Source organism: Winogradskyella jejuensis (assembly GCF_900129745.1).
Taxonomy (GTDB): Bacteria; Bacteroidota; Bacteroidia; order Flavobacteriales; family Flavobacteriaceae; genus Winogradskyella; species Winogradskyella jejuensis.
Window position 1 is genome coordinate 919,529 of sequence record NZ_FQWS01000001.1, and the last position, 24,581, is coordinate 944,109.

Here is a 24,581-nt window from a genome sequence, read left to right on the forward strand (position 1 = left end):
TATTTAGTTTTGAGGTATTTGCGAAGTGATGTTAGAAAACAATGAGTTAAATACATTACCTGGGTTACCAAGAATATTGTCTCTTATAAATAATGGTTCACTGTTTCCTGCAGAAAACTTTAGCTCGCCATCCATATTTATATCTTCATTTAAATAGCCTTGAGCTGCAAAAAAGAGAGAATTAAAAATATTATCAGGGTTGTTTAACACAGCGTCTCTAATATCTGTTGGCTCTGCATTAGCTCCTGAGAATCTCACAACACCATCTGAATTGGCATCTCCTGCCCACATGCCTAGTGTATTTTCTGGCATTCCAAAATTGGTTTGCGCATTTGTTCCTAAGGTTAGAGTTGCTGTATTAGTAAAATCTAAGTTAAGCCTATTTCCATCTAGAAGTAATAAAGAATTTGAAACTATTCCTAAGTGATTCCTATGCTTTATGGCCACAAAATAATTACCATTTGGAGCAGTAAACTGTAATATTCCTAAACCATTTAAGTCAACAATATCACCATCGCGTTGTAATAATGCAGAGCGCGCTTCAATAATATTTGTTAGGTCAAAAGCATCTCGTAATTCTACAAATACCCAATCAACAATGGCATTTTCGCCTTCAACATTAAATACTGATGCGTTAACAGCGAGAGCATCACTATATGGTGACGTTGTTGGTATAAGACCAGCTACACGCAAATCGTCTCGCATTAATGTTTCTTCGCCAGTATTTGGATTTAGATACGCACCTTGCAAAAAGACTTTAGGTTCTAAAATAGTAGTACCTTGTTCTATAATCGATTTAAATCCTGTCCAGCCATTATCTAAATAGGCTTGCATTGTTCCTTGCGGAATGAATAAATTGATATTATTACGTGGATTAATAGTCCCATTATTTATGGTTGGTGGATTTACACTTTCTGAAATAATTTCCGTTAATCCATTATCAAAAAAAGCTTCACCTCCAATGGACGTTATATTTACAGGAATGTTTGTACTTCTCAACGAACCATTGTCCCTAAATGCACGACCTTCTAGTGTGGTAAGTGTACTAGGCAACTGTAACGTTTGTACACCTCGATTTCTAAATGCTTCATTCCCGATAGTAGTAATGGTAAAATCAACACCATTTTTGCTTATTAATTCTGGAAATACAAAATCACCGTTAGGTACCGTTCCATTTTGGCCAACTGCGGATAATGTATTTGGTGCTAAGGTTAAAATTTCATATCTAATTGCATTTACTGTAAATGTATTTCCAACCGCAAGTCCATTTCCATTAATGGTAAAGAATCCTGTCCAACCCGCATTTTCATAATCAATTTCATTACCAGAAGGTACTGTTAACGCTATGTTTTCACGTTCTCCAAACGAATTACTTTCAATAGTTGCTGGTGCTGTTCCTAAAGCTTCTACCTGTTCTAAAGTTGCTAAAGAAAATGAATTTGAACCAATGGTAGTTATACTAGCAGGAAGTGTTACACTTGTAATATCTGTATTTTGAAACGCATTATTTTCAATAGCAGTTATAGTAAAAGTTGTACCTGCTTCCGTAACTATTTCAGGAATACTAATATTTTGTTCTGTAGTTACTCTGCTTAAAACTTTTACTTCATTTGGACTCACACTAGTTACTTCATATCGAAAGTCTCCCGCTGTAAATTGGGCGCCTATTTGAAAGTCTCCATTTACACTTCCAAAACCTGTCCAACCTGCCGCAACATAATCGTCAATCACAGATTGTTGATTGGGTATTATAGTTAGATTAATAGTACTACGCGTTCCAAAACTTGAAGCAGTAATTGCAGCAGGAGTTTCGCTATCTGCAATTATATTGGCTAACGGATTACTAGAAAAAGCATCATTTTCAATACTTGTAATATTAGAAGGAATTGTAATTGTAGTCAATAAATTAGCATTAAACGTATTTGCTGCTATTGTGGTAATGTTTGCAGGAATAGTAACGCTGGTTAATTTATTATTTCGAAAAGAAAACCCTTGTAATTCAATTAAACTCTCAGGAAAACTAATAGATTCTATTTCATTGTTACGAAACACATCATTGCGTATAGTTTGAAGGTTTGCTGGAAGCGTTACACTTATCAAATCGTTATCACGAAAGGTTTGTGGTCTAAGTTCAGTGATACCATCCGGAATGACAATACTTGTCAACTGATTGTTTCTGAATGCAGCTGACCCTAAAGTTGTTAAACTTGAAGGCAAGGTTATGTTTACAAGTTGATTATTAAGAAATGCATCGGTATCAATGGTTTCTACAGTATTAGGAAATATAACGTTTGTAAGTCTATTATCACGAAAGGCAGCTCTCCCAATTGTAATAACTCCAGTTGGAATTACCAAACTACCTATTTGATTATTTAAAAATGCTGCTTCATCAATGATATCAATAGAATTTGGAAGTGATAGGCTGGATATTTGATTATTTGAAAAAGCGCCATTTTCAATGGCCACTGTTCCTAAAGGAATACTCAAATTGGTTAATTGGTTTCCTCTAAAAGCATTTACGCCAATAGTTTCTGGACCAGATGTAAATGTAACTTGGGTTAAAGCATTATTTAAAAATGCGTCTTCTCCAATTGTAGTGACTGATGCTGGAAACGTAATTGCTGTAAGATTGTTGAGTTCAAATGCTTCTGCATCGATAACTTCTATATTTTGAGGAAATACAACACTATTGATACCCTTATTTCTAAAAGCTCGAAATCCAACAGCTGTCACTGTAAATGAAATACCATTTTTAGTGGTTGTTGACGGTAATACTAAATCAGTAATACCGTTTCCGCCACTTCTTAATTCTACCGTATTTGGGTTAACGCCATTAATTCTATAGTTAAAACCATCAACAGAAAAATCAGAACCTATAGAAGGTATTCCATTGACTGAAAAGAAACCTGTCCAACCGCCATTTTCATATATTGTTTCAGATCCGTTTGGAACTGTCAGCGAAATATTTCCTCGATTTGTTATACTATTATCCGTCTCTAAAGTGGGAGCAGTTACTGCTTGTGAAATAATTTCTGTAAGCGGATTATCTCGGAACGCTTCATTTTCAATTGTAGCAACAGAAGCTGGAAGTGTAATTGTAGTTAAATTGTTACTCTCAAAGGCTTCATTACCAATCAAATCAGCATTTTGCGGCAATACTACACTATTGAGATTCCTACCTCTAAAAGCACGAAATCCAATGGCGTTTACTGTAAATGAAATACCATTTTTAGTGGTTGTTGACGGTAATACTAAATCAGTAATACCGTTTCCGCCACTTCTTAATTCTACCGTATTTGGGTTAACGCCATTAATTCTATAGTTAAAACCATCAACAGAAAAATCAGAACCTATAGAAGGTATTCCATTGACTGAAAAGAAACCTGTCCAACCGCTATTTTCATATACTGTTTCTGAACCATTGGGAACCGTTAAATTAATATTGCCACGATTTGTAAAACTATTTGTTTGAATAGTTGGTGCAGCAACGGCATCTAAAATGACTTCTATGAGCGAGTTATTACTATTAAACGCTTCATTATCAATAGTAATTAGAGAAGCAGGAAGTGTAACTGTTGTTAGATTATTGTTTTCAAACGCTTCGTTTTTAATCACTTCTATCGTATTTGAAAAGGAAACACTATTAATTCCTGCATTTCTGAAAGCACGACTTCCAATCGCCGTGACAGTATATGTATCTCCTAATTGTGGTTCTACAACTGATGCTGGTATAACTACATCAACAATTCCATTTAAACGACCGGCAACTTCAACTTCTAGCGGGTTTTGTGAAGTCACTCTATACCGTAAATCACCCACATCAAAAGTTCCGCCAACGGGAATTTCTCCATTAACGGTTCTAAAACCTGTCCAACCGCCACTTATATACGTAGCTTCAAATCCATCAGGAACTATTAAATCTACATTAGCGCGTGTACCAAATGAACTGTTACTAATATTTGCAGGCACAGTTCCTTCAGCAATAACTTCATTTAATCCGCTATTCAAAAAAGCTTCACCGTTTACATTAGTAACACTCGCTGGTAGAGTAACTGAGGTAAGATTGCCATTATCTCTAAATCCACGAAAATTAATAATGCGTAAGGTGTTGGGTAAAATTACACTCGTCACACCTTTGTTTCTAAATGCCTGACTTCCTACTTCAGTAACCGTATAGCTATCTGTACCATCGGTGACGGTACTCGGTATTGTTAATGGGTTTGTAACTGTTCCGCCAGTAACCTCAACTTCGTTAGGGTTGGTTGAAATGACATTGTAGTTAAGTCCGTTATCAGTAAAGGTTTGCGAATAACTTAGTGTTGTAAAAACAACGGTAAGTAATGTGAGCAATTTTGTTTTCATTTGGGTGTGTTTTAAAAATATTGTGTGATTTTTATAGCATTGATAATGAGTTGATTGACTAGTCTAAAAAACTAAAATCTAAGAACTGAATACATATTTCATTGAATAATTCTTCTGCTTCGGGTTGTCTTATTAAGGCTTCTAGTAATCCGTTAAACGCTTGCGCTTTAGCAGCTTCAATAGTTTCATCGCTAAAAATAGCTGGGTCGTAATCTCCTAAATATTTTGTTGCTGCAGTTTTTAGACTCTCAAAAGCTTCGGGTTGTCTTGCTATACCTATAAATAAATCAATCATGGCTATGCCTCTTGCATTGCCGTTAATAATAGCATTATCACTCATGTGTTCTGGGTCAAAAGGCCCAACAAACTGCGTTGCTGCGGTATCAAAAGTCTCAAAAGCTTCGGGTTGCCTTGATATACCTTGAAACAACTCCGCAACAGCCTGTCCTCGAACTATAATTGTATTATCAGTAAAAGGCAATAACTCTGTATAATCAGTATAAATTGTTTCTGTAAGTGCTATTAAAGTTTCAGCAGATTCTGGTTGCCTTGTGATATTTTCTAATAATGTAATAGCGACACTCATCTTAATAGCGTTGATATCTGAGTCTGCACTATTATCTAATAAATTTGAAATGGAATCTAAAGAAGTTGAAAACTGATTTTCAATCTCGTTTTGATTCTCTGATAAGTCATTGATTTGATTTTGCAAATTGTTTATATCGTCTTCGTAAGTACAACTTGTTAATACTAAGAGTGTAATTCCTGTTAGTAATAGAATAATTTTTTTCATGATTATGTAGGTTTCTGTTTTATGATGCAATACTATTTCTATACCTGTTTTTATAAAAAATAAACTGCCTCAGAGGGAAAAATTGGGTTTAAAAGTGAAAAAAATGACTTGAAAAATTCTTCTAATTCAATTTAAAACAAAGGTAAATTGAGGTCTCTCTTTGTACTGTAACAATCCCGAACTAGACTGTTACAATAGCGACATAAAGTGTAGTAAAATTGGGTGGTTATTCGGTAATGTCTGATGGGCTCACACCAAACTCTTTCTTGAAACATTTAGAGAAATAGGAAGGACTTGTAAACCCATATTGAAACGCAACTTCTGATATGGTGAAAGTTCTAGTCAGCAAAGCTGCTTTTGCTTTATTAAGTCGAGTAGTAGTAATAATCTGACCAGGCGTTTTACCTGTGAGTTCTTTTAGTTTACGCTGTAGTTGACGCTCGCTAATACCAACTTTTCGGCTTAGCTCATCAACTCCAAAATTGCTATTTTCTAAATTCTGCTCAATAATTACCAATACATCTTCTAAAAACGAATCGTATTGAACGACTTGAACTGTATGTAGATTTCCTTGAATTTTTGCAACGTTACTTTTAGATACACTATAGACACTTTGCAAGTCATTATTTTTGTTAACCAAAACTGCACCTTCTTTTTTAAACTGAAAGGCAGAACCAGACAATAAATGTTTTATGGTTTGTATCGCATATATTCCGTTACGCTTAGATTGCGTTTTTAAATTATTGATAATGTATTTATCGTTTTCTGATACGGATTCTTTAAGCGACAATAACCCTTGTCTCATAAAAATGCAAAATGATGCTGTAATGCCTAATTGCTTTAAGTGCTGCTCAAAATCTATTGCACAATTTGTAGCTCTTCCGGGCAATCTAAATGCAGCTACAAAGCTTTTTCTACTGGAGACGATTGTCTTTCCGTCATATTGTTCTATAAATTGTTTAACTAAATTGGGTTTTAAATTAGTTATTACTTGCTCAGAAACACATCCGCAAACAAGAGTTATTAAGCCTTTTTCTTGAGGTTTTTGGGGACTAATTTCGTCTATGAAATTTTTCATCTCGTTTAATACCTCATCTGTATTTCCTGCCCAAAATAAATGGTCGCTACCGCTAAATTCTACAAATTTTGCATCTTTTAAACGCTCTGCAACAAAGCGTCCTTCTTCGATTTTTACATCAATATCGTTGGTACGTTGCATTAATAATGTAGGTACTTTAATGTGTTTTAGTACATCAATGATATTAACTTCAGTATTCATTTTGGTGAGCTTAATGGCAGCCGATGGACTTGCACCAGACCTAAAATAGTTGGCTAGCCAATCCATAAAAATTGGGTCATTAGCTTTAGACGGTACAAGACTTTGCAAGTATAGTTTACCACTGCCCCAATTGTTTTCTATCATATCGTATACCTTTTGACGCTCATCGTCTGTTGGAGCCCAAGGATAATCTTCAGAAAAACGACGTTTTGCAAAGATGCCAAATGCCATTAGTGCTAATACTCTGTTAGGATACGTGGCACTAAATAATGCGGAAACACTTCCACCTTCGGAATGCCCAAACAAAACGGCTTCACTAGAATTTACGGCATCCATAACAGCTTTGATATCTTCCATGCGCTCCTCAAGCGTAGAAAGCTCAACGACACGATCAGATAATCCAGTTCCTCGTTTATCAAAAAGGATAACTCTAGCGACTTTGCCTAATTCATGAAAAAAATGAACCAATTCTGGGCAAGACCACATCCAATCGATATTAGATATCCAACCTGGTATGTAAACTAAGTCAATATTACCATTACCAAATACTTGATAAGCAATACTAATGTTTCCACTTTTGGTGTATTGAATTTGGGGTTTCATTTCTTGATATATGACATTTATCCAAAGATGAAACACTATAACAAATCCGACAATAAATTAGGGGTAGCAACAGGGTATCACAACAAGAAAAGCTTTATAAATAAAATGATTAAAGCAAACTGTGAGTGAAAAAAATACGACACCAAAAGATGAAAACTAATTTTTTTTTGTTTCTAAAAATGCAATAATATCTGCTTTAGAATCGAGATTTAGTTTTTTACGAATACGGTAACGTGACGATTTTACGGCTGCAACTGTAGTATTAGTTAATTTTGAAATTTCAGTAGCGTTTAAGTCTAACTTCATAAGGCTTAATAGCTGTTTTTCGTTGGCGTTAAGCTGGGAAAATTCACTGTCTAAAAGTACTTTAAAGTCTATGCTTGTTTTGTCTAGATAAGATTGAAGTGTAGATGTTGTTTTTTGAGAGGATTGTTCTGAGAGTAAAGATGCTCTTATAGATTTAAGTGCTTGTTCACGTTCGGTTTTGTCATTGATAGCAATAACATTTTTGACCTCATCAATAGTTTGCTTTATAACCTCTTCTTTAAGTGAGTTTTCTATGACTACTTTCTTGAGTTCAGTTTCACGGTTTGCCAAGGCTAAATCTGCATTTAATTTTTCGGCTTCTTTAAGGCTTAGTTTTTGCTTGGTGTTCTTTCTTATAAAAAAGATGATTAAGGCACCTGACAGTAATGCAACAACTAATAAAACTAAGTAAAGTTGTTTTTTTGAAGCTTCATTTTGAAGCTTCAAGTCTGCTATTTCTCTTTCTTTATTAAATTTATAATTGAGGTCTAGTTTTGTTATGCGCTTATGCTCCTCTAAATTATTTACTGAATCTGAATATATCTTATAAATAGCTTGTGCGTTGTAAGCCTCTTTATATCTTCCTAAATTATGTAAACAGTCTGCCTTAAAATTATAAGCAAGTTCTAATTGCCTTTTTTTTCCTATAGATTCATAAAAATAAATACAAGAATCTACAGCTTTTAATGCATTGTTCCAATCTTCTAATAAGCCATATGTATGTGCTAAGTTGCCGTAACGCACACCCATATCGTTAAAATCTTTTGGATTTGTTAGCTTTAAAGTTCTTTTATTTATTTCTAATACTTTCTCGTATTTATTTTGTGCTTTATATACGCTAGAAAGATTTGACTCTACAATGAGAGCTCTTTGTTTAGTGGTATCTATTTTTTTTGCTTTATTAAACGCTATTACTGCAGAATCTAGTTCCTTTTTTGCGAAATAAATATGACCTAATTTTATATAGGAATATGCATATTGGTCTGGAGTACTATTGTATTTCTGTATTTTTAGCGCTTTTCTTATATATTTTTCTGAAGCCAGTAGATCTTCCAGCTTTAAGTAAATACTGCTCAAACCTGTGTACGCAATTCCTAAACCAATTGAATCATTGATTTTTATGTAATGTTTTACTGTCTGAAATTGATAATCTAACGCATTAGCCCAATTTTCTTTAGTAGTTTCTGCATTTGCTAAGCTCCTTAAAACTGTACCCTTAGTTTTTTTATAGAATGAAGAGTTTTTATCAATATTTTTAATGTCTTCTTCAACATCTTTAACAATAGCAATTGCTTCATCCATATTAAAAAGAGCTACTCTTCCTGATAAATCTAGTTTAAGATTAATCCTTAAAGTATCTGAAGTTGCTTCTTCTATTTGTAACTTAAGTGCATCTGCTATACTGTCTTTTACTTGAGCTTGCACAGTTAATAAACAAACACAGCAGGTTATTAAGCTAAATATCTCAAAACTAGAGTACCTCATGAAGCTAGTGTTTTATATGAAGAACTTATTTTTTCTTCAACTTATTACTTAAGTGAAACACATAAGTGGCATTAAACCCAAAATGAAGATTTGGGTCTTTAAAGTTGAAGTTATTTCGGGTTTGGGTGATAAAAGTATCTTCAACCATGTTACGTGTATTAGTTAGCATGAGTTGAATTAAAATATCCCCAACTTCCCAATTTACCCCAATTGCAAACGGGTCGTACGTATTAAAAGAATCAATAGGATTGAGTGTTCTGTAATACTCAGAAACCAGTTCTAAGTGCGGTCCTAATTTGTATCGTGCTCCAAAACCTAGAGCAAAAAAGTTGTTGTTGTCCGCATTAGATAATCCTAAACTTTTATGTACAAACGTAGGCGCTACTTGAAATGAGAACTTTGGTGAAAATCTTCGAGATACTAAAAGTTGGGTTGTATACCCTAATCTATCTGAGAAATCATCGGCAACTAATGGATTTGGTATAGAACTACTATTGTAACTCGCGCCTTGAAATAGGGTAATATTAAACGGGTTGTTCTTCTCGCCTTTATTTTGGGATACTAAATTGTATTTTAAGTACCCATCAAAAAGACCATCGAAAGTAGTACCACCAACCCCAAAAGATAAGCGGTCTGTAATACCGTATTCTAAAGCTATGCGTGTCGTGACTTTATCTGCAACAAAACTCTCTGAGCGGTCTCCAGGGAAATTCCAAAAGCGCGTTGCTGTAAACAATTCTAAAACACCTTGGTTTCTAACTTCGGTAGAATGTCCAAAGGCTACACGCGTCATCTTAAATGCAGGAGAAACATAATCTGAAGTTTTGTTTTGCTCTCTATCTAAAATATCTTGTAAATCGTCTTGAGCAGTAGCTATTTGAATACTCCCAAGAACTAAAAGACATCCGACTAAAATGGTTTTAATTTTCATAAGGCTGATATTCAAATTTAAAATTAACTTCTATACTTTTTGCAATATTACCAGCTAACAATGGCGGTATATTAATGTTATAATCTTTTACAAAAGTCTCAAACGTACCAGACAACATGTAACCTCCATTATTGTTTTCGATTTTAGTTTTTATTTCGATGTCTTTGGTAACGCCTCGCATGGTAAAAGCACCTTTAATTATTTTTACCTGTGTGCCTTGTTGTTGAGCATCAAAACCTTCAATTCTGCCATTAAAAGTGGCTTTAGGATAGATATCGGTTTCTATGTAACTTTCGTTAAAATGCTCTCGCATCAGTGCTTTTTCAAAAACAAAAGCATTCATTAGCATATCTACGGCTATTGTTCCTTCTTCTAAGTCTATTATACTTAAAACTTGATTGTTTTCTGCTTTTATATTTTCTACAGAAGTATAGGAAAAGAAAGAGACTTGCCCTTGCCTGGCAATTACTTTTTTTGAGTTAGAAGTAATGCCTAAACCAAATAAAAGGAGGACTATTAAAGTAAGTTTATTCATTGTTTTTTGGTTGGGGAATTATACAATTTAGTAGAATAATATCATTTAATGAGCCTTTGAGGATGCCTTTAACATCAATTGCATCTCCAATACTTAATTTTTGAAGAATTTGTTTTTGATTGTCTTGCATGTCGCATATGACCAATCTATCATTACTACGTCCTTTCAAGATAATTGTAGAACGCTCATTTAAGTAATTAATGTCTTTTATTTCGCCTTTAACCAAAACGACGCTTTCTATTAAGTTTGAATTTTCAAAATTAAAACTTTCATCATTAATCTGGTCTACAGCAAATTGTTTTACATCTGAAGATTCTGAAACAATTTTATCTGAGTTTTCTGTACAGCTAGTGATTCCTATAAGTAAGAACAAAAAAAGTATTGCCAATATTTTTGCTGGCTTATATCTTATTTTAAACTTTTTAAATATCAATTGCATTATTTACAAATTTAAGGACTCTTTTTGCTTAACCTATAATTACTGAAAATAATCCCCAAAGTAAAATTACTTTGGGGATTATAATTTAAAATCTAATCTATAATAGAAATAGTTCCTGTCATTGAACCATGAAATTCGCAGTTATAGAATAATGTATCAGGGGCATCTGTTGGAACTGTAAATGTAATAGTGCCATTAGCAATACCATTATTAGTAACTCCATTATCAAAAGCGTTTCCTGTACCTGTACTTTGAACTGATTTTATAATGAAAGGATGACCAGGTGTAGACACACTAAACGTATAGGTTTCACCTCTTTTAAAAGTAAAGTTTGGATTTTCGATATCACTAAACCCGTCACCACTAAAAGTGTAAGATGTTGCGCCATTATTACCAACATTAAAAGCTCTTGTTGCATTGGCATCTACAACTCTTATTCTTCCGCTCATGGAAGCATGAAACTCGCAGTTATAGTATAAAATATCTGGTGCGCTTTCTGGGACTGTGAATGTAATTGTACCATCGGTAGTACCATTATTGGTAACCCCATCATTAAAAGCATTATCTGTACCTGTGCTATTTACAGATTTAATAAGAAATGGATGTCCAGGTGTATTAACACTAAATTCGTAAGTTTTACCACGTTCTAATTCTAACTCTGGGTTTTGTACATCTGTAAAACCAAATGTGTAAGCCGTAGCTCCAACATTAGACACTTGGAATGTACGTTCAACTTCTGTTTGTCCTCCACCATTATCTTCTGGAGCAACCTCAGTATCAGTATTTACAATTGGCCAAACACCGGCAGTAGGGAAACCAACACCAAAGTTATCACCTCTATTATCGTCGCCGCCAAATTTATATAATGGCCAACCTCTGTAAGTGAGTTGTGGTTCTCCAAAAACGTCTATTGTACCAAAACCACTAGTACCAAATGCACTTGGTACGTTTACAACATCTGTATGAAAAATAGGCCAAGCGTTATTATTGGAAAAATCGGAATTGGTAAAATTATTTGTGCCGTTTGTGTCATTAGAAAAACGGTAAAGTGTGTTTCCTCTATCGTCTGTGAAGTAAAACGTTTCTTCAGCTCCAGGCTGAAAACTACTATTCAAATTGATTTCAGTTCCGTTAGAATCTCTACCGACTAATTGCGCACGTACTATCATAATAGAATAATCTGGTTTACCAACAAACCAAGTGCCGCCTGCACCATCACCATTGATTGCTCCAGCGACTAAATCGTTGGAAAATGTGTAAAGTGGCCAACCCTTGTAAGTGGTTTGGCTTTGGCCATCTGCGCGGGTAATTGTTCCAAAATCTGAAGCATCTAAACCAGAATCTAATGTTAGATTTTGTTCAAAAAATGCTGGCCATACGTCTGCACAACCACCATTACAGTTAGATTCTCCTTTTGCGTCTGGTGCAAAAAAGTAAAGTGTAAAACCTTCAGAATTTGTTAAAACATTTCCAAAAGTGGCATCTGTTCTAAGTCTTACTGAGTTTTGAACTTCTGGTTCTGGAGTATTGTCATAATCATCAGAACTGCAACTCAATGCAAATACGCTAACTAATAGGATAATAAATAAATTTTTCATTGTTATATTTTTTTGATTAAAATTATTTGATGCAAATGAACGAGCTGTTTACACGTTTTATCTTATAAATCTGTGTGAGAGGGAATATTTGGCTGTGAAAGGGAATAAAAATTCCTTCTTTTGTGATAAAAACAATCCCCGAAGAACCTACATCTTCAGGGACTATTCAAATCAACCAATAAAAAACTAAAACTCTGATATTTGTTTTTGGTCTATGAGATAAAAAGAATGCTTAACAGCGACATAAAGTTTTAAAAACTGAATTATCAACCCGTTCTCCCTTTTCTGGATATCCTAATCTAGATAGCACATTAAGTGCTGCAGAAAGTCTATCCGCTTTGAAAAAATTAAACGTAATAAGCGAATCTTTAGGATACAATCTTACGTTATTTACATCTTCGATAACTTGTAACTCTTTTTTTATACAATCAGAGCAATTTTTACAAAAGCTTTGTTGCACCTCTATTCTTGCTGTTGAAGTCATTTGTTTATTTTTTAAAATACTCTTGATAAATTGAAGCCAAAAAAGATGTCGCCATCACCCCAATCTCCTGTAGCTTGTCCTAAAAATGGATTGGTATTCATAGGCTGTGCATTAGTAAAGTGTAATTGAAAGACATGACCGCCAGTTTCTAAATCAAACCCAATAGAAAACGGATTAACAAACGGTGATGTTTCTGCTCTGTTGAGGTGAACACCATAATCGAAGTTTACTGACCAACGCTTAGTGAGTTTGTGTCTCCCTCCAAAACCGATGACATACTGAGAATTGTCTTGCTCGTTAACCTCTACATAATTATCATGAAAAAATGTTGGCATCAATTGTAAAGAAAAGTTTTGATTAAACTTTTTAGAAATTAATAATTGAGTGGTGTATCCTAGTCTGTTTTTGAACTCTAAACCAGGTAAAAAAGCTTCGTCTAATGAGGTATTGATAAGTATATTACTTGAACTAACAACAGTAAACGGGAAGCCTCCTTTCTTTTCCCTGAGTAATCTTATTTTTAAAGAAGACTCATAAATTTTACGGAAAGAACTTCTTGAAACACCAATGTTTATAGCGTCTGTTACACCATAAATTAAGTTGAGTCGTGTGACAGCTTGGTCCAATCCAAAAAAGTCTTCGAACCCTGTTTCTATTGAGCCAAATCTGTGCGAAACAACAAAGTAAAGTTCCTTTTTGGATATCATTTTTGTAGATTCAAAATTCACGATTTTAAGCCCTTTAAAAGCTGCTGTTTTATAATCTTCTTCTGTTTCAGAATCTATTTCTGAAAATAGGTCATCCTGTGCAAAAAGTAATGCTGGAAATAGAAAGGTTAGAATATATAAGTATTTCATTTTAGTTGATTTATTTAATTAGTGTAGATTGGTCAATTTTTACAAGTTCAAGGAGTTCGTCATAGCCTACGCATCTTCCTTTTATGACAATTTGCGTTCCTGTTTTTAGATTCGAATCTTTGTTATTTAAAAAGCTTACTTGTACACCGTTGCTTAATACAAGGTTGTTGTCTTCAATTTCGGTAACTTCGCCTTTCAACTCTATAACTTTGTCTAAGTATGTTGTTGTTGCTAGAGCTTCGTTGACTTTAAAATGGTCAAAAATCTCTTTAGCTGTCATGGTTGTTACAGCCTCTTCTGCGGCTATATCTCTATGCTCAGCATTAAATACATAGTTATATACGGTAAATACTGAAAGTAAAATAACTAGTAATACACCTGTGACTATAAGTTCTTTCTTTTTCATTTGGCATCGAGTTTAAAGTCTAGACTTACTATTATTTCATTAGCTATTTTTTTCCTTACGATACTAGGGATTTCGATATCAAAATCAGCTGGGGTCACCTTGAACGACCCCTGCATGATTATTGAGCCATTGGATTTTTTAACGCTTAGTGTTGTACGAATTGGTTTTTCTTTTCCACGTAATTCAATTTTTCCTTCAACAACAACGCTAGTGTTCTCATTCCCCAATTGAGAATACTCAAAATCCAATAGCTTCCCTCTAAATTTTGCCTTTGGATATGTTTCTGACTCTATGTAATTTTCATTAAAATGCTCTTCCATTAAAGAATTTTTGAATCTAAATCCTTTCATTAAAGCAAGAGCTGCTATTTCGTTAGTTTCGGTATTTACAATTGCTGTAACCGATGAATTTGAAGCCTTTACAGGCTCGAAAGTTTCTTCTGAAGCTTCAAAAGTAATTTTACCCTTTTTATCAATTAATTTTTGTGCGGAAACAGATGCTGTAATAAATAGCATAGCCATAAAACATATCTGTAAAAGTGCTGATTTTGATAATTTCATTTTTTAAAATATTTATTGATTAATTTATATCGATTGTGCTTAGCCTTTTTGCAGTATTCCTTACCAAGAGCAAAAGCTCTTGGCTTGGAACTATCAACTAAAAACTTACTTAAGCACAGTAAAAACTGTCTGTTATTAATTTTCTGGTTTACCATCATCAATCCACTGTTGGATTAAGTCTATGGTAGATTGTGGTAATCTTCCAGAAGGTGGCATTGCACCTGGCGCGCCGCTAGATAAATTCATTCTATTAAAAATCCCGTTAGCTCTTTGGCTTACTTGACTAAAGTTAACAAGTGCAAAAGGAGCTCCGTTTGTTGGTGGTTGTCCATGACAACTGATACAAGCAGCTCTCATAATTGGTTCAATGTCGTCTACATAATTAACATCAGAAGCTTGCTGACCACCTCCATTACCATCTCCGTCACCATCTCCATCTCCGTCATCAGGATTTTCTATAACATCTGAGTTGACAAAATCGTCTTCGCTATCGTTTGTACAAGCAATTATACAAAGTGCAAACAGCATTAAAAAAAGTAGTTTAGTTGTTTTCATTTTAATGTTTTTTGAGGTTAAATTTTAATTTTTAAAATAACTGCCCTAAGACTTTTATTTGATGAACTAATACGCCAAATGGGTATATAATTCCGACATAAACAGTATTGAAATTCTTTTAATATTCGTTCTGAGAATTACTTGTCAGATGTCGTTTAACATTTATACTGCAATACTACGCAGCTATTGTAAACACTGAAAAAAAACCTACTTGAAGCGGAAAAAAAAGGTCTGAAAGTGAAAAAAATCATCTGAATAAACCACATGATTTAATCAATTAGGCTATCATTGACGTAAAACAGAAATATAAATAATGAATTAAGCTAAAATTATTTTGAGAATTAATTTCAATGTCGCTTTTATTCTCTCATCTGCTTTTCAAATTTTATATCTTCGTTGATATTTTCTAAAACTCATGCGCAAGGACAAACTATACCTACTCACTTTTCTATCACTATCAATTGTTTTCATTATTATCTCTAGTGTAGCTATTAGATACTTTGTTAATGAAGCTGCCGATAAGGTATTAGACACGCAATTAGAGTTTAGCAAACGTGAAGCTAAACAAGTGGCTATGCTTATTGGTAACCAATTACAAAATGGTATTTCTAAAGAAAATGTTGCCGAAAGTGTACAGAAAAGTATAGAAAACTCCAACTTAGATGCTGGCTTTGTAAGTGTTTTTAACTGGTCTGGAGAGATTGTTTGCCATCCAGATATAAAGCAATTAGGGCAACAAATAAGTAATAAAGAATCTTTTGTTTCTTCTGTTTCTGATGAAGTAACCTCAGAAGATTTATATAAACTTCTTCAACAAAATGAAGCTGATACGGACCCTCTTAATTTTAAGGACAATACAGATTCTGAAGTCGTCTATTTGTATCCTGTTTCTAGCTCAGACTGGATTGTTGGTGCGCATGCCAACACCATAAAAGTATCTCAACAGATTAAAGCTATAAAGAGCAATTTTCAGATTATACTAGTAGTGATGGGATTTCTATTTATCTTATCTTCTGTATTAATTGTACGCTTAATTGGTAGTAAGTATGAAAAGAAACTAGAAATAAAGAATGAAAAACTTTCGGATGAAATTATTAATCTTTCAAAATTAAATAGTGCTTTAGATACCTATCAACAACAAGTTTCTGACAGACCGCAACTAGAAGATGACGAAAACAGCTCAAAAAAGAGAATTCTCACTTATGTAAGAAATGAGCTTTTACCAGTCGCCACAGAAGATATTGCTTATGTTTACACGGATACAGGAATAACATATGTTATGTGCTCTGATGGTAAACGTACGACGTCTAACTTAAGCTTGGATGAATTACACACCAACTTAGATAGTACTTATTTCTTTAGAGCTAATCGTCAGTTTATCATTGCAATCTCTTCTATCGATAAGATTGTAAAGTATGGTAATAATCAGCTTAAGATATTAATTAATCCAAATTCTGAAGTTGATATTATTATAAGCAAAAACAAAGCTGCTGAGTTTAAGAAGTGGTTGAATTTATAAATCCAAATTTTTATCTTAAAATAAGTCTTCCTTTATTTAAGCTAATTGACTTAGCGCATTCAAGAACTAGTTTAACAGAAAAATAACAAAGCTCAAACTTTTGATAATCAATTAATTATTATTTTTATAATATGAGAAAAATTATAAAAAATAAAGTTTACGCTATGAAAAAATTATCACGCTATTTATTGCTTTTTGCTGCACTTATATTAGTAAGTTGTGCTACCAAAAACGTTAAAACAGAAAAATACACAGATAAAGATTTATCGAGTTTTAAAACTTTTGCTTATTTGCCAAATACGACTTTTAGTTCAGAAGAATTTAATACAAATTCAGACCAATCAATTGAAGAATCTTTAGTAGCTACCATGAACACTAAAATGATAGAAAACGGCTTTATAGTAGATAAAGACAATCCCGATTTACTTGTACTACTAACAACATCTAACGATATAAAAGGTAATTTTGTTAATAGAAACAAAAATAAATATAAGCAAGCAGAAGCAGCAGAAGTATCTACAAGCCCTAACTACGCAACAGTTAGCGCTTCTCAATACAAGAGATACTTTGATAAAGGAAGTGATGAGCTGAGCAACAGGCCTTATAAAGAAGGCTCTTTAATTGTTGAAGTTTTTGATAGAAAATCGAAAGAACTAGTCTGGTTGGGAATTGCAGACGACTTTAAAGCACATATATCTGACCAAACATTAAGAACTAGAATGATAAATGAAATTTTTAAAGAATTTCCAGTAAAGTAAATAAACATATTAAACTCATAAACTATTTTCCAACAAAAAAACCGATGCTTACGTATCGGTTTTTTTGCTCCTCTTCTTGGGCTTACTTCGGCTAAGCTCAACATAAACTTCTCGCCCAATTTATTCCACAAAAAAAGTCCAACATTTCTGTTGAACTTTTATTGCTCCTCTTCTTGGGCTCGAACCAAGGACCCTCTGATTAACAGTCAGATGCTCTAACCAACTGAGCTAAAGAGGAAGATGTTTTTCGCTTTAGCGAGCGCAAATATAAATTAAATTTTCATTTACAACAAAATGAAACATTACTTTTTTACTCTATTTTTTTAATTAGTAATTGCTTTAAAGATATCGTTTCCGTTGGCAAATAGAACTAAGGCTATTAAAATAAAGAAACCTATAACCTGTGCGCGTTCTAAAAACTTCTCGCTTGGTGCTCGTCCAGAAATCATTTCGTATAGTAAAAACATGACATGACCACCATCTAAGGCTGGTATTGGTAATAGATTTAATATGGCTAGCATAATAGATAAAAATGCAGTAAGCTTCCAAAAAGAATACCAACTCCATACGTCTGGGAATACATCGTATATAGCTTTAAATCCTCCAAGACCTTTATAAGCACCAGTACTTGGGCTAAATATAGCTTTGAGTTGACTAAAGTAATTTGTAATGGTCTTTGTGAATTTTTTTCCTCCGGCACTAAAACTTTCTCCAAAAGTATATTCTCTCCTGAATACTTCATAATACCCTAACTTTTCAAAATCTGGATGTATTCTATATGGGTTAAACCCAAACTTACCATCCTTATCTAAAGTTAGTTGTGTGTTAATTACATTTCCATCTCTAAGCAATTCTACCTCAACCTTTGTATTTTTTATTCCGTTGAGATTTTCGTCTAGTTCATCGTAATAAACAAGTTCTTTACCGTTTATGGACTTAATAATATCTCCTTTTTTAATATCATTGGATTTGTTTGCAGAACTATCAGCAATATTTGCAACCATAAAAGGCACACGATACTCAAATAAATCTTTGCTGCCGCTTGATGATAATTGACCTAAGAAATCTTCTGGTAAATCAAAAGTCTTGGTCTGCCCATCTCTTTCTATAGTTATGGATTGCGCTTCAATAAGATATTGTCCTATATCAGAATCGTTGATGATAGGGTTATCATTAATTTTTAAAACTTTATCGCCCGTTTTAAACCCCGCCTCTTTTAATACAGGATGCTCAATCCAATAACCATCTTTTAAACTTGCGACTTTTACATCAGCATCACCATAACCAAAAGAAATAAACACATAAATAACATAAGCCAAAATAAAGTTCACCGTAACACCACCAAGCATTATGATTAAACGTTGCCAAGCTGGTTTAGAGCGAAACTCCCAAGGTTTTGGCGGCAGTGCCATCTGCTCCTTGTCCATACTCTCGTCAATCATCCCAGCAATCTTTACATAACCACCAAGAGGCAACCAACCAATACCGTAAACCGTTTCTCCTATTTTCTTCTTGAATAAAGAGAACTTTACATCAAAAAAGAGGTAGAATTTCTCCACCTTGGTTTTAAATAATTTGGCTGGTATAAAGTGCCCTAGCTCGTGTAATACGATAAGCAAGGATAAACTGAGTAAAAATTGAGATATTTTAATTACAAACTCCATGTATTCTTTTTCAAAAATTCGATTGACAAAAGTAATGCTTTAAATAGATTTAGAAAATTATTGACTTTCTATTCAACAGTTTTTTAACAGCTTCTATACTAATGGTGCTTTTAAAAGTTAAATGCTGATAAAAATCATGGATAAAATTTTGTCGAGATGTATCTTTGCAAAACTTAAAATAGGTCAACAATATGTCTCTAGCCACATTCTTTAAGGATTACAAAAAGTTTGGAGTTTTCTTCTCGGTTTTATGTATCGTAATTATTGGGATTATCTACAACATCCTTAACCAAAAAAAACCTTTACCCGTTTGGAATCCCGAAAGTGTTAACTTAGAAATGGTAGACGAAAGTATTCGTCACGTTTCTAAATATCACACTATAGCGGACTTTAGTTTAACCAATCAAAACGGTAAAACTATTACCCAAGAAGATTACAAGGATAAAATCTACGTGGCTGATTTCTTTTTCACAACCTGCCAAACCATTTGTCCTATTATGACGGACCATATGTACCAAATACAAAAAGAAATAGTTAGTGATGACGAGGTTATGCTTCTTTCACATTCCGTAACACCAGTAAAAGACAGCGTTCCTGTTCTTAAAGCTTATGCCAAAAAGAAAGGTGTTATAGACCGTAAATGGAATCTGGTTACTGGCGATAAAAAACAAATTTATGAACTCGCTAGGAAAAGCTATTTAGCTGTAAAAACTGAAGGTAACGGTGATGTTTACGATATGATACACACAGAGAATTTCTTACTTATCGATAAAAAACGTCAAATTCGCGGCTTCTATGATGGTACCAATCCTGAAGACATCAATAGGCTTCTTGATGATATTAAAACCCTTAAATCTTTCGGTGGTTCTTAAAAATGTGTGAAGCTGACATCTTACACTAAATATTTTCACTTATTTTTGCTTCTTTAAAATTAATCTAAATAAGAAAAAGCTTGACTTTAGCTGAATTAAAACGTGGACAACAGGGTATTATTAAGGACGTTTCTTCCAAAAGCATTCCTTTAAAACTACTAGAAATGGGATGTTTACCTGGTAACGCAGTAGAGTTAGTACAAGTTGCACCTTTTTCAGACCCTATGTATCTTAATATTAATGGTACACATTTGGCGATTAGAAAAGAAACTGCTACACACATCCTAATTGAAACTGCAACTAATGAGTAAACAAATAAATGTAGCTTTAATAGGAAACCCAAATACTGGGAAAACATCCGTCTTCAATGCACTCACAGGACTCAACCAAAAAGTGGGTAACTATCCTGGAATCACTGTTGAAAAGAAAGAAGGCGTTTGCAAACTTCCAAGAGGTCTTAAAGCACACATCATAGATTTACCTGGGACGTATAGTCTTAATGCATCTTCTCTAGACGAAAGTGTCGTTATTGAGTTATTACTAAACAAAAATGACAAAGACTATCCGGACGTTGCCGTAGTGATTACCGATGTTGAGAATCTAAAACGAAACCTTTTAGTTTACACTCAGATTAAGGATTTAGAGATTCCAACAATATTGGTTATCAATATGTCTGACCGAATGGCTTATAAAGGCATTTCTTTAGATGTCCTACATCTTGAAAAGCAATTAAAAACTAAAATTGCCCTCGTAAGTACTCGAAAAAATAAAGGTATTGATGATTTAAAAGACCTAATTTCAAATTACAAAACACTATCAGCTGAGCCTTGCCTAGCAACCCAAGATATTGATACGGCATATTTTGAAGGTCTTAAAAAAGCATTCCCTAATCAATCTTTGTATAAACTGTGGTTGGTGATAACGCAAGATGTCAACTTTGGAAAGGTAGATAGAAAAACAATCGCAGATACCTCAGCATTTAAAACCAAATCAGAAACCGACCTTAAAAGGCTTCAGCAAAAAGAAACCATCAAACGTTACCAGTTTATAAATAACGTGCTGAAAAAAGGGCAAACTATAGACCTTAACTCTGCTAAAGATTTACGAATTAAATTAGATAGAATTCTCACCCATAAAGTCTGGGGTTATCTCATTTTCTTTCTTATTCTACTAACTATATTTCAAGCTATATACGATTGGGCTGAAGTACCAATGGATTTTATAGATAGTGCTTTTGCAAGCCTAAGTGAATGGACAAAAAACACACTTCCTGCTGGCGCATTTACAAATCTTTTAGCAGAAGGTGTGATTTCTGGGTTGGGTGGAATCGTTATTTTTATTCCTCAGATTGCTTTTCTGTTTTTATTCATTTCCGTTTTAGAAGAAAGTGGCTATATGAGCCGCGTTGTGTTTTTAATGGATCGCATTATGCGTCGTTTTGGACTTAGCGGAAAGAGTGTTGTGCCTCTAATATCTGGTACAGCATGTGCTATCCCAGCTATAATGGCCACACGTAATATCGAAAATTGGAAAGAACGCTTAATTACCATTTTAGTTACACCATTTACAACATGTTCAGCACGTCTACCGGTATATTTGATTATTATTTCCTTAGTAATTCCTCAAGGAAGATTCTTAGGTTTAAGCTATCAAGCCTTGACCTTAATGCTATTGTATTTAATAGGTTTTGGAGCAGCTGTTGGCTCAGCATACTTACTGAATAAATTCATGAAGATTAAGTCAAAATCGTTCTTCGTGGTAGAAATGCCAAACTACAAGCTACCCCTATTTAAAAACGTGGCTTTAACTGTTTTAGAGAAAACAAAGTCTTTTGTTTTTGGTGCAGGTAAAATTATCCTTGCTATTTCAATTGTTTTGTGGTTTTTAGCCTCGTATGGTCCTGGTAAAGAATTTAATAATGCTAAAGAAATTGTAACGGAACAATACGCTTCTCAAAATCTTTCTCAAGAGGAATTAGACCAAAAAGTAGCATCTCACAAATTAGAACATTCCTTTATTGGTATAACAGGTAGAGCCATCGAACCAGCCATTCGTCCATTAGGTTACGATTGGAAAATTGGTATTGCTATCGTAAGTTCTTTTGCTGCGCGTGAAGTGTTCGTAGGAACTTTAGCTACAATATACAGCGTTGGAAGCGATGAAGAAGTCACTATAAAAAACCGAATGGCGGCAGAAGTTAACCCAATTTTAGGTGGGCCTTTGTTTAATTTAGCTTCGGGTATTTCACTCCTATTGTTTTATGCCTTCGCCATGCAATGTATGAGTACGCTCGCCATTGTAAAACGAGAAACAAATACTTGGAAATGGCCAATGTTTCAATTAGTAACCATGACTGTTTTTGCATATATTGTAGCATTAATAGCGTATCAGGTTTTAAAGTAAGGAAATAGAAAAATCTACAACTAAAATAATATGAACGACATTCTGCAAAACATATTAGTTTTTATCACCTTAGGATTAGCATTGACGTTCTTAATACGGAAATTTATATTGAAACCAAAGAAGAAAGCAGTCAAAGCTTGTGGAAATAATGACTGTGGGTGTCATTAAATTATTGTACTAACTCTTCAAGCAAAAGTTTTAACTTATAATCTTCTTTTGGAACTTGATTATCTGCACTTGGATACGGAAAAAGTTCTACACCTGTTACTTTAATCTTTTCAGAATCAAATAAATTTCCTTTTTTATTTGGCATAAAAACAGTCGGCGTAAAGACTATATTTTTTGTTGAAAGTTTTTTATTTTCTTTATAAACTTCGACAACAACCTTTGCTTCTCCTGCCACAACACACATTACTGCTTTTGGGCAACGCGAATCAGACAACACATCAATAAACCGGATTTTGTAATCATCAAATTCAAAACTATTTCCGATGGAGAGGCTGTATACTTCTGTTAAAATCTGTGGTTCAGTTTTAGCTTCTTGTCCAAATAAGAGGAAAAAACAAAAACTGAATCCTAGTGTAAAAATTTGCTTCATACGTTAAAGACTGTTATTAAATAAAAGTGTGACAAAATATGGAAAATCATTTCTAATTAATTTTTTAGTTATATTTGAAAAATATTTAAGTATACTTAAATTTAAATTAAAGCTATAAAAAATGTCTGTTGCTATAGAGAATTTTGTAAAAGCCATTTACAACAACGAGAATCAAGATATTACTAATACAAAACCTGGGAATATCGCTTCTAAATTAGGTATATCTAACGCTGCTGCAACTGACATGGCAAAAAAGCTAGACGCTAAAGGATTACTCAATTACGAAAAATATAAGGCACTTAGACTAACAGAAGTTGGCGAAAAAATGGCACTCAATGTCATTCGTAAACATCGTCTTTGGGAAGCCTTTTTGCATAAAACTTTTGATATGTCTTTGCATGAAATTCATCGCGAAGCAGAGCTTTTAGAACATGAAACATCGGACTTTTTAGCCGAAAAAATTAGTGAATACTTAGGTCATCCAAAATTTGACCCACATGGTGATCCAATTCCAAATGCTAAAGGAGAAATCACCAATAACGACGCTTCAATTCCGCTTTCTCTAGCAAAAGAAAATACAGAATATAAAGTTTCTAGATTAATAAGTACAGACAAAGAATTCTTTGAATTTTGCGCACTTAACGGAATTAAATACGGTAATACGCTTACTGTAAAGAAGCAGTTTCAAAGCTCTAAAATGACACAAATCAAAATTTATACAAACACCATTGTCCTAAATAAGGATTTTACTCAAATCATATACGTAAATGAAACTAACTAAACACATTGTACAAGGACTTATAGTCCTATTCACCATTCAATCTTTTTCCCAAGAACAAGAAGACAGACTCAGTAATCCTTTAGTTACTGACAGACCAGATGCGACTGAAGCGTCTTCTACTGTTGGCAAAGGCGTACTACAATTTGAAACTGGTGGACTTTACGAATCTTTTGAAGCAAACAATATTAAAAATGAAACATACACTTACAACACGATGCTTATCCGTTACGGACTTTTAGATAATCTTGAGCTTCGAGTTGGCTGGGATTTTGTTGAAGGTATTACCTCCGTAAATGGCAATAAATTAGATAATGTTACAAGTGGGCTTTCTCCATTATTATTAGGTCTTAAATTAGATATCGCTGAAGAAAATGGCGCTATGCCCGAAATTGCTCTGATCGGACATGTATTTCCTGTTTTTAGTGCTGGCGCAGACTACAGACCCGAAACCACAGGCGTTGATTTTAGATTATCCTTATCACATACGTTAAACGAAAAATCGAGTCTTGGCTATAACATCGGTGCTCAATGGGGTGACGATTCGCCAGAAGCTTCCGCCATCTACACTTTAGCTTACGGCTATAGTTTATCAGATAAATGGGGAATGTATGCCGAAGTTTACGGCGACTTCCCCGAAGATAGCAAGGCAAACCATTATTGGGATGCTGGTTTTACCTATTTAGCAAACAATGATTTACAGTTTGATGTGTATGTTGGCACAAGTATTACAGAGGGTCAGGATATATTATTAGGATTAGGATTAAGTTACCGCATAAAACCAAAGCAATAAACA

The 24,581-nt window shown here is 33.9% G+C and carries 22 protein-coding genes and 1 tRNA gene; 7 read left to right on the plus strand and 16 right to left on the minus strand.

The genetic code is table 11. The annotated features are described in order from the left end of the window. Positions 1–3: 3 nt before the first annotated feature. The 13 genes from BUB95_RS04295 to BUB95_RS04355 all read right to left on the minus strand — a co-directional run bounded on the left by BUB95_RS04295 (position 4) and on the right by BUB95_RS04355 (position 15,193). On the minus strand, positions 4–4,362 hold the full coding sequence (locus BUB95_RS04295; RefSeq protein ID WP_073083560.1) for a leucine-rich repeat protein: 4,359 nt from the start codon (positions 4,360–4,362) through the stop codon (positions 4–6). A 58-nt stretch (positions 4,363–4,420) separates the two neighbouring features. Further along, positions 4,421–5,155: a hypothetical protein gene (locus BUB95_RS04300; RefSeq protein ID WP_073083561.1), complete on the minus strand. Its 735-nt coding sequence runs from the start codon at positions 5,153–5,155 to the stop codon at positions 4,421–4,423. Positions 5,156–5,381: 226 nt separating this feature from the next. After that, positions 5,382–7,037, minus strand: coding sequence for an alpha/beta fold hydrolase (locus BUB95_RS04305; protein ID WP_073083562.1), 1,656 nt, complete (start codon positions 7,035–7,037; stop codon positions 5,382–5,384). Positions 7,038–7,193: 156 nt separating this feature from the next. After that, positions 7,194–8,828: a tetratricopeptide repeat protein gene (locus BUB95_RS04310; protein ID WP_083573311.1), complete on the minus strand. Its 1,635-nt coding sequence runs from the start codon at positions 8,826–8,828 to the stop codon at positions 7,194–7,196. Between the two features lie 25 nt (positions 8,829–8,853). Beyond that, on the minus strand, positions 8,854–9,759 hold the full coding sequence (locus BUB95_RS04315) for a DUF5777 family beta-barrel protein (RefSeq protein WP_073083564.1): 906 nt from the start codon (positions 9,757–9,759) through the stop codon (positions 8,854–8,856). Continuing rightward, positions 9,749–10,294 (minus strand): YceI family protein, encoded by a 546-nt coding sequence (locus BUB95_RS04320; RefSeq protein ID WP_073083566.1) that lies wholly within the window; start codon positions 10,292–10,294, stop codon positions 9,749–9,751. Before BUB95_RS04320 ends, BUB95_RS04315 begins: the two co-directional genes overlap by 11 nt. Then, positions 10,287–10,733: an OB-fold protein gene (locus BUB95_RS04325; protein ID WP_073083567.1), complete on the minus strand. Its 447-nt coding sequence runs from the start codon at positions 10,731–10,733 to the stop codon at positions 10,287–10,289. The genes BUB95_RS04320 and BUB95_RS04325 overlap by 8 nt, the downstream gene beginning before the upstream one ends. A 92-nt stretch (positions 10,734–10,825) precedes the next feature. Beyond that, the gene (locus tag BUB95_RS14385; RefSeq protein ID WP_073083568.1) at positions 10,826–12,331 is read right to left on the minus strand and encodes a hypothetical protein; all 1,506 of its coding nucleotides are present in this window, start codon (positions 12,329–12,331) and stop codon (positions 10,826–10,828) included. Between the two features lie 232 nt (positions 12,332–12,563). Beyond that, positions 12,564–12,815 (minus strand): hypothetical protein, encoded by a 252-nt coding sequence (locus tag BUB95_RS04335; protein ID WP_073083570.1) that lies wholly within the window; start codon positions 12,813–12,815, stop codon positions 12,564–12,566. An 11-nt stretch (positions 12,816–12,826) separates the two neighbouring features. After that, a complete protein-coding gene (locus tag BUB95_RS04340; protein ID WP_073083572.1) occupies positions 12,827–13,672 on the minus strand; it encodes a DUF5777 family beta-barrel protein in 846 nt (281 codons plus the stop codon). Positions 13,673–13,682: 10 nt separating this feature from the next. After that, on the minus strand, positions 13,683–14,078 hold the full coding sequence (locus BUB95_RS04345; protein WP_073083574.1) for an OB-fold protein: 396 nt from the start codon (positions 14,076–14,078) through the stop codon (positions 13,683–13,685). After that, positions 14,075–14,638 (minus strand): YceI family protein, encoded by a 564-nt coding sequence (locus BUB95_RS04350; RefSeq protein ID WP_073083575.1) that lies wholly within the window; start codon positions 14,636–14,638, stop codon positions 14,075–14,077. Before BUB95_RS04350 ends, BUB95_RS04345 begins: the two co-directional genes overlap by 4 nt. 135 nt (positions 14,639–14,773) lie before the next feature. Continuing rightward, positions 14,774–15,193 (minus strand): hypothetical protein, encoded by a 420-nt coding sequence (locus BUB95_RS04355; RefSeq protein ID WP_073083576.1) that lies wholly within the window; start codon positions 15,191–15,193, stop codon positions 14,774–14,776. Positions 15,194–15,608: 415 nt separating this feature from the next. On the opposite strand from BUB95_RS04355, the gene BUB95_RS04360 reads away from it, so the two are divergent. Both BUB95_RS04360 and BUB95_RS04365 read left to right on the plus strand, forming a co-directional pair. Further along, complete coding sequence (locus BUB95_RS04360) at positions 15,609–16,712, plus strand: LytR/AlgR family response regulator transcription factor (RefSeq protein WP_073083577.1); 1,104 nt, start codon at positions 15,609–15,611, stop codon at positions 16,710–16,712. A gap of 164 nt (positions 16,713–16,876) precedes the next feature. Further along, a complete protein-coding gene (locus BUB95_RS04365) occupies positions 16,877–17,470 on the plus strand; it encodes a DUF4136 domain-containing protein (protein ID WP_159432636.1) in 594 nt (197 codons plus the stop codon). Positions 17,471–17,634: 164 nt separating this feature from the next. On the opposite strand, the gene BUB95_RS04370 is transcribed toward BUB95_RS04365, so the two are convergent. Both BUB95_RS04370 and rseP read right to left on the minus strand, forming a co-directional pair. Further along, positions 17,635–17,708, minus strand: a tRNA-Asn gene (locus BUB95_RS04370). Between the two features lie 85 nt (positions 17,709–17,793). After that, positions 17,794–19,134 (minus strand): RIP metalloprotease RseP, encoded by a 1,341-nt coding sequence (gene rseP, locus BUB95_RS04375; RefSeq protein WP_073083582.1) that lies wholly within the window; start codon positions 19,132–19,134, stop codon positions 17,794–17,796. Positions 19,135–19,325: 191 nt separating this feature from the next. On the opposite strand from rseP, the gene BUB95_RS04380 reads away from it, so the two are divergent. The 3 genes from BUB95_RS04380 (at position 19,326) to feoB (ending at position 22,409) form a co-directional block, all read left to right on the plus strand. Beyond that, positions 19,326–20,006, plus strand: coding sequence for an SCO family protein (locus BUB95_RS04380; RefSeq protein ID WP_073083584.1), 681 nt, complete (start codon positions 19,326–19,328; stop codon positions 20,004–20,006). An 80-nt stretch (positions 20,007–20,086) separates the two neighbouring features. Beyond that, positions 20,087–20,317: a FeoA family protein gene (locus tag BUB95_RS04385; protein WP_073083586.1), complete on the plus strand. Its 231-nt coding sequence runs from the start codon at positions 20,087–20,089 to the stop codon at positions 20,315–20,317. Continuing rightward, positions 20,310–22,409, plus strand: coding sequence for a ferrous iron transport protein B (gene feoB, locus BUB95_RS04390; RefSeq protein WP_073083589.1), 2,100 nt, complete (start codon positions 20,310–20,312; stop codon positions 22,407–22,409). The genes BUB95_RS04385 and feoB overlap by 8 nt, the downstream gene beginning before the upstream one ends. 169 nt (positions 22,410–22,578) lie before the next feature. On the opposite strand, the gene BUB95_RS04395 is transcribed toward feoB, so the two are convergent. Further along, positions 22,579–23,007: a hypothetical protein gene (locus BUB95_RS04395; protein WP_073083592.1), complete on the minus strand. Its 429-nt coding sequence runs from the start codon at positions 23,005–23,007 to the stop codon at positions 22,579–22,581. 121 nt (positions 23,008–23,128) lie between these two features. Between BUB95_RS04395 and BUB95_RS04400 the strand changes: the two genes are divergently transcribed. Next, positions 23,129–23,788 (plus strand): metal-dependent transcriptional regulator, encoded by a 660-nt coding sequence (locus BUB95_RS04400; RefSeq protein WP_073083594.1) that lies wholly within the window; start codon positions 23,129–23,131, stop codon positions 23,786–23,788. Then, the gene (locus tag BUB95_RS04405; RefSeq protein ID WP_073083595.1) at positions 23,775–24,578 is read left to right on the plus strand and encodes a transporter; all 804 of its coding nucleotides are present in this window, start codon (positions 23,775–23,777) and stop codon (positions 24,576–24,578) included. Before BUB95_RS04400 ends, BUB95_RS04405 begins: the two co-directional genes overlap by 14 nt. Positions 24,579–24,581: the final 3 nt, after the last annotated feature.

Excerpts from the sequence above, each read along its gene's own strand:
- BUB95_RS14385 (WP_073083568.1), bottom strand. The coding sequence starts at position 12,331 with ATGAAAAATTTATTTATTATCCTATTAGTTAGCGTATTTGCATTGAGT.
- rseP (WP_073083582.1), bottom strand. The coding sequence starts at position 19,134 with ATGGAGTTTGTAATTAAAATATCTCAATTTTTACTCAGTTTATCCTTG.
- BUB95_RS04350 (WP_073083575.1), bottom strand. The coding sequence starts at position 14,638 with ATGAAATTATCAAAATCAGCACTTTTACAGATATGTTTTATGGCTATG.
- BUB95_RS04295 (WP_073083560.1), bottom strand. The coding sequence starts at position 4,362 with ATGAAAACAAAATTGCTCACATTACTTACCGTTGTTTTTACAACACTA.
- BUB95_RS04305 (WP_073083562.1), bottom strand. The coding sequence starts at position 7,037 with ATGAAACCCCAAATTCAATACACCAAAAGTGGAAACATTAGTATTGCT.
- BUB95_RS04340 (WP_073083572.1), bottom strand. The coding sequence starts at position 13,672 with ATGAAATACTTATATATTCTAACCTTTCTATTTCCAGCATTACTTTTT.
- BUB95_RS04345 (WP_073083574.1), bottom strand. The coding sequence starts at position 14,078 with ATGAAAAAGAAAGAACTTATAGTCACAGGTGTATTACTAGTTATTTTA.
- BUB95_RS04315 (WP_073083564.1), bottom strand. The coding sequence starts at position 9,759 with ATGAAAATTAAAACCATTTTAGTCGGATGTCTTTTAGTTCTTGGGAGT.
- BUB95_RS04325 (WP_073083567.1), bottom strand. The coding sequence starts at position 10,733 with ATGCAATTGATATTTAAAAAGTTTAAAATAAGATATAAGCCAGCAAAA.
- BUB95_RS04400 (WP_073083594.1), top strand. The coding sequence starts at position 23,129 with ATGTCTGTTGCTATAGAGAATTTTGTAAAAGCCATTTACAACAACGAG.
- BUB95_RS04355 (WP_073083576.1), bottom strand. The coding sequence starts at position 15,193 with ATGAAAACAACTAAACTACTTTTTTTAATGCTGTTTGCACTTTGTATA.
- BUB95_RS04360 (WP_073083577.1), top strand. The coding sequence starts at position 15,609 with ATGCGCAAGGACAAACTATACCTACTCACTTTTCTATCACTATCAATT.
- BUB95_RS04335 (WP_073083570.1), bottom strand. The coding sequence starts at position 12,815 with ATGACTTCAACAGCAAGAATAGAGGTGCAACAAAGCTTTTGTAAAAAT.
- BUB95_RS04300 (WP_073083561.1), bottom strand. The coding sequence starts at position 5,155 with ATGAAAAAAATTATTCTATTACTAACAGGAATTACACTCTTAGTATTA.
- feoB (WP_073083589.1), top strand. The coding sequence starts at position 20,310 with ATGAGTAAACAAATAAATGTAGCTTTAATAGGAAACCCAAATACTGGG.
- BUB95_RS04380 (WP_073083584.1), top strand. The coding sequence starts at position 19,326 with ATGTCTCTAGCCACATTCTTTAAGGATTACAAAAAGTTTGGAGTTTTC.
- BUB95_RS04365 (WP_159432636.1), top strand. The coding sequence starts at position 16,877 with ATGAAAAAATTATCACGCTATTTATTGCTTTTTGCTGCACTTATATTA.
- BUB95_RS04310 (WP_083573311.1), bottom strand. The coding sequence starts at position 8,828 with ATGAGGTACTCTAGTTTTGAGATATTTAGCTTAATAACCTGCTGTGTT.
- BUB95_RS04405 (WP_073083595.1), top strand. The coding sequence starts at position 23,775 with ATGAAACTAACTAAACACATTGTACAAGGACTTATAGTCCTATTCACC.
- BUB95_RS04395 (WP_073083592.1), bottom strand. The coding sequence starts at position 23,007 with ATGAAGCAAATTTTTACACTAGGATTCAGTTTTTGTTTTTTCCTCTTA.
- BUB95_RS04320 (WP_073083566.1), bottom strand. The coding sequence starts at position 10,294 with ATGAATAAACTTACTTTAATAGTCCTCCTTTTATTTGGTTTAGGCATT.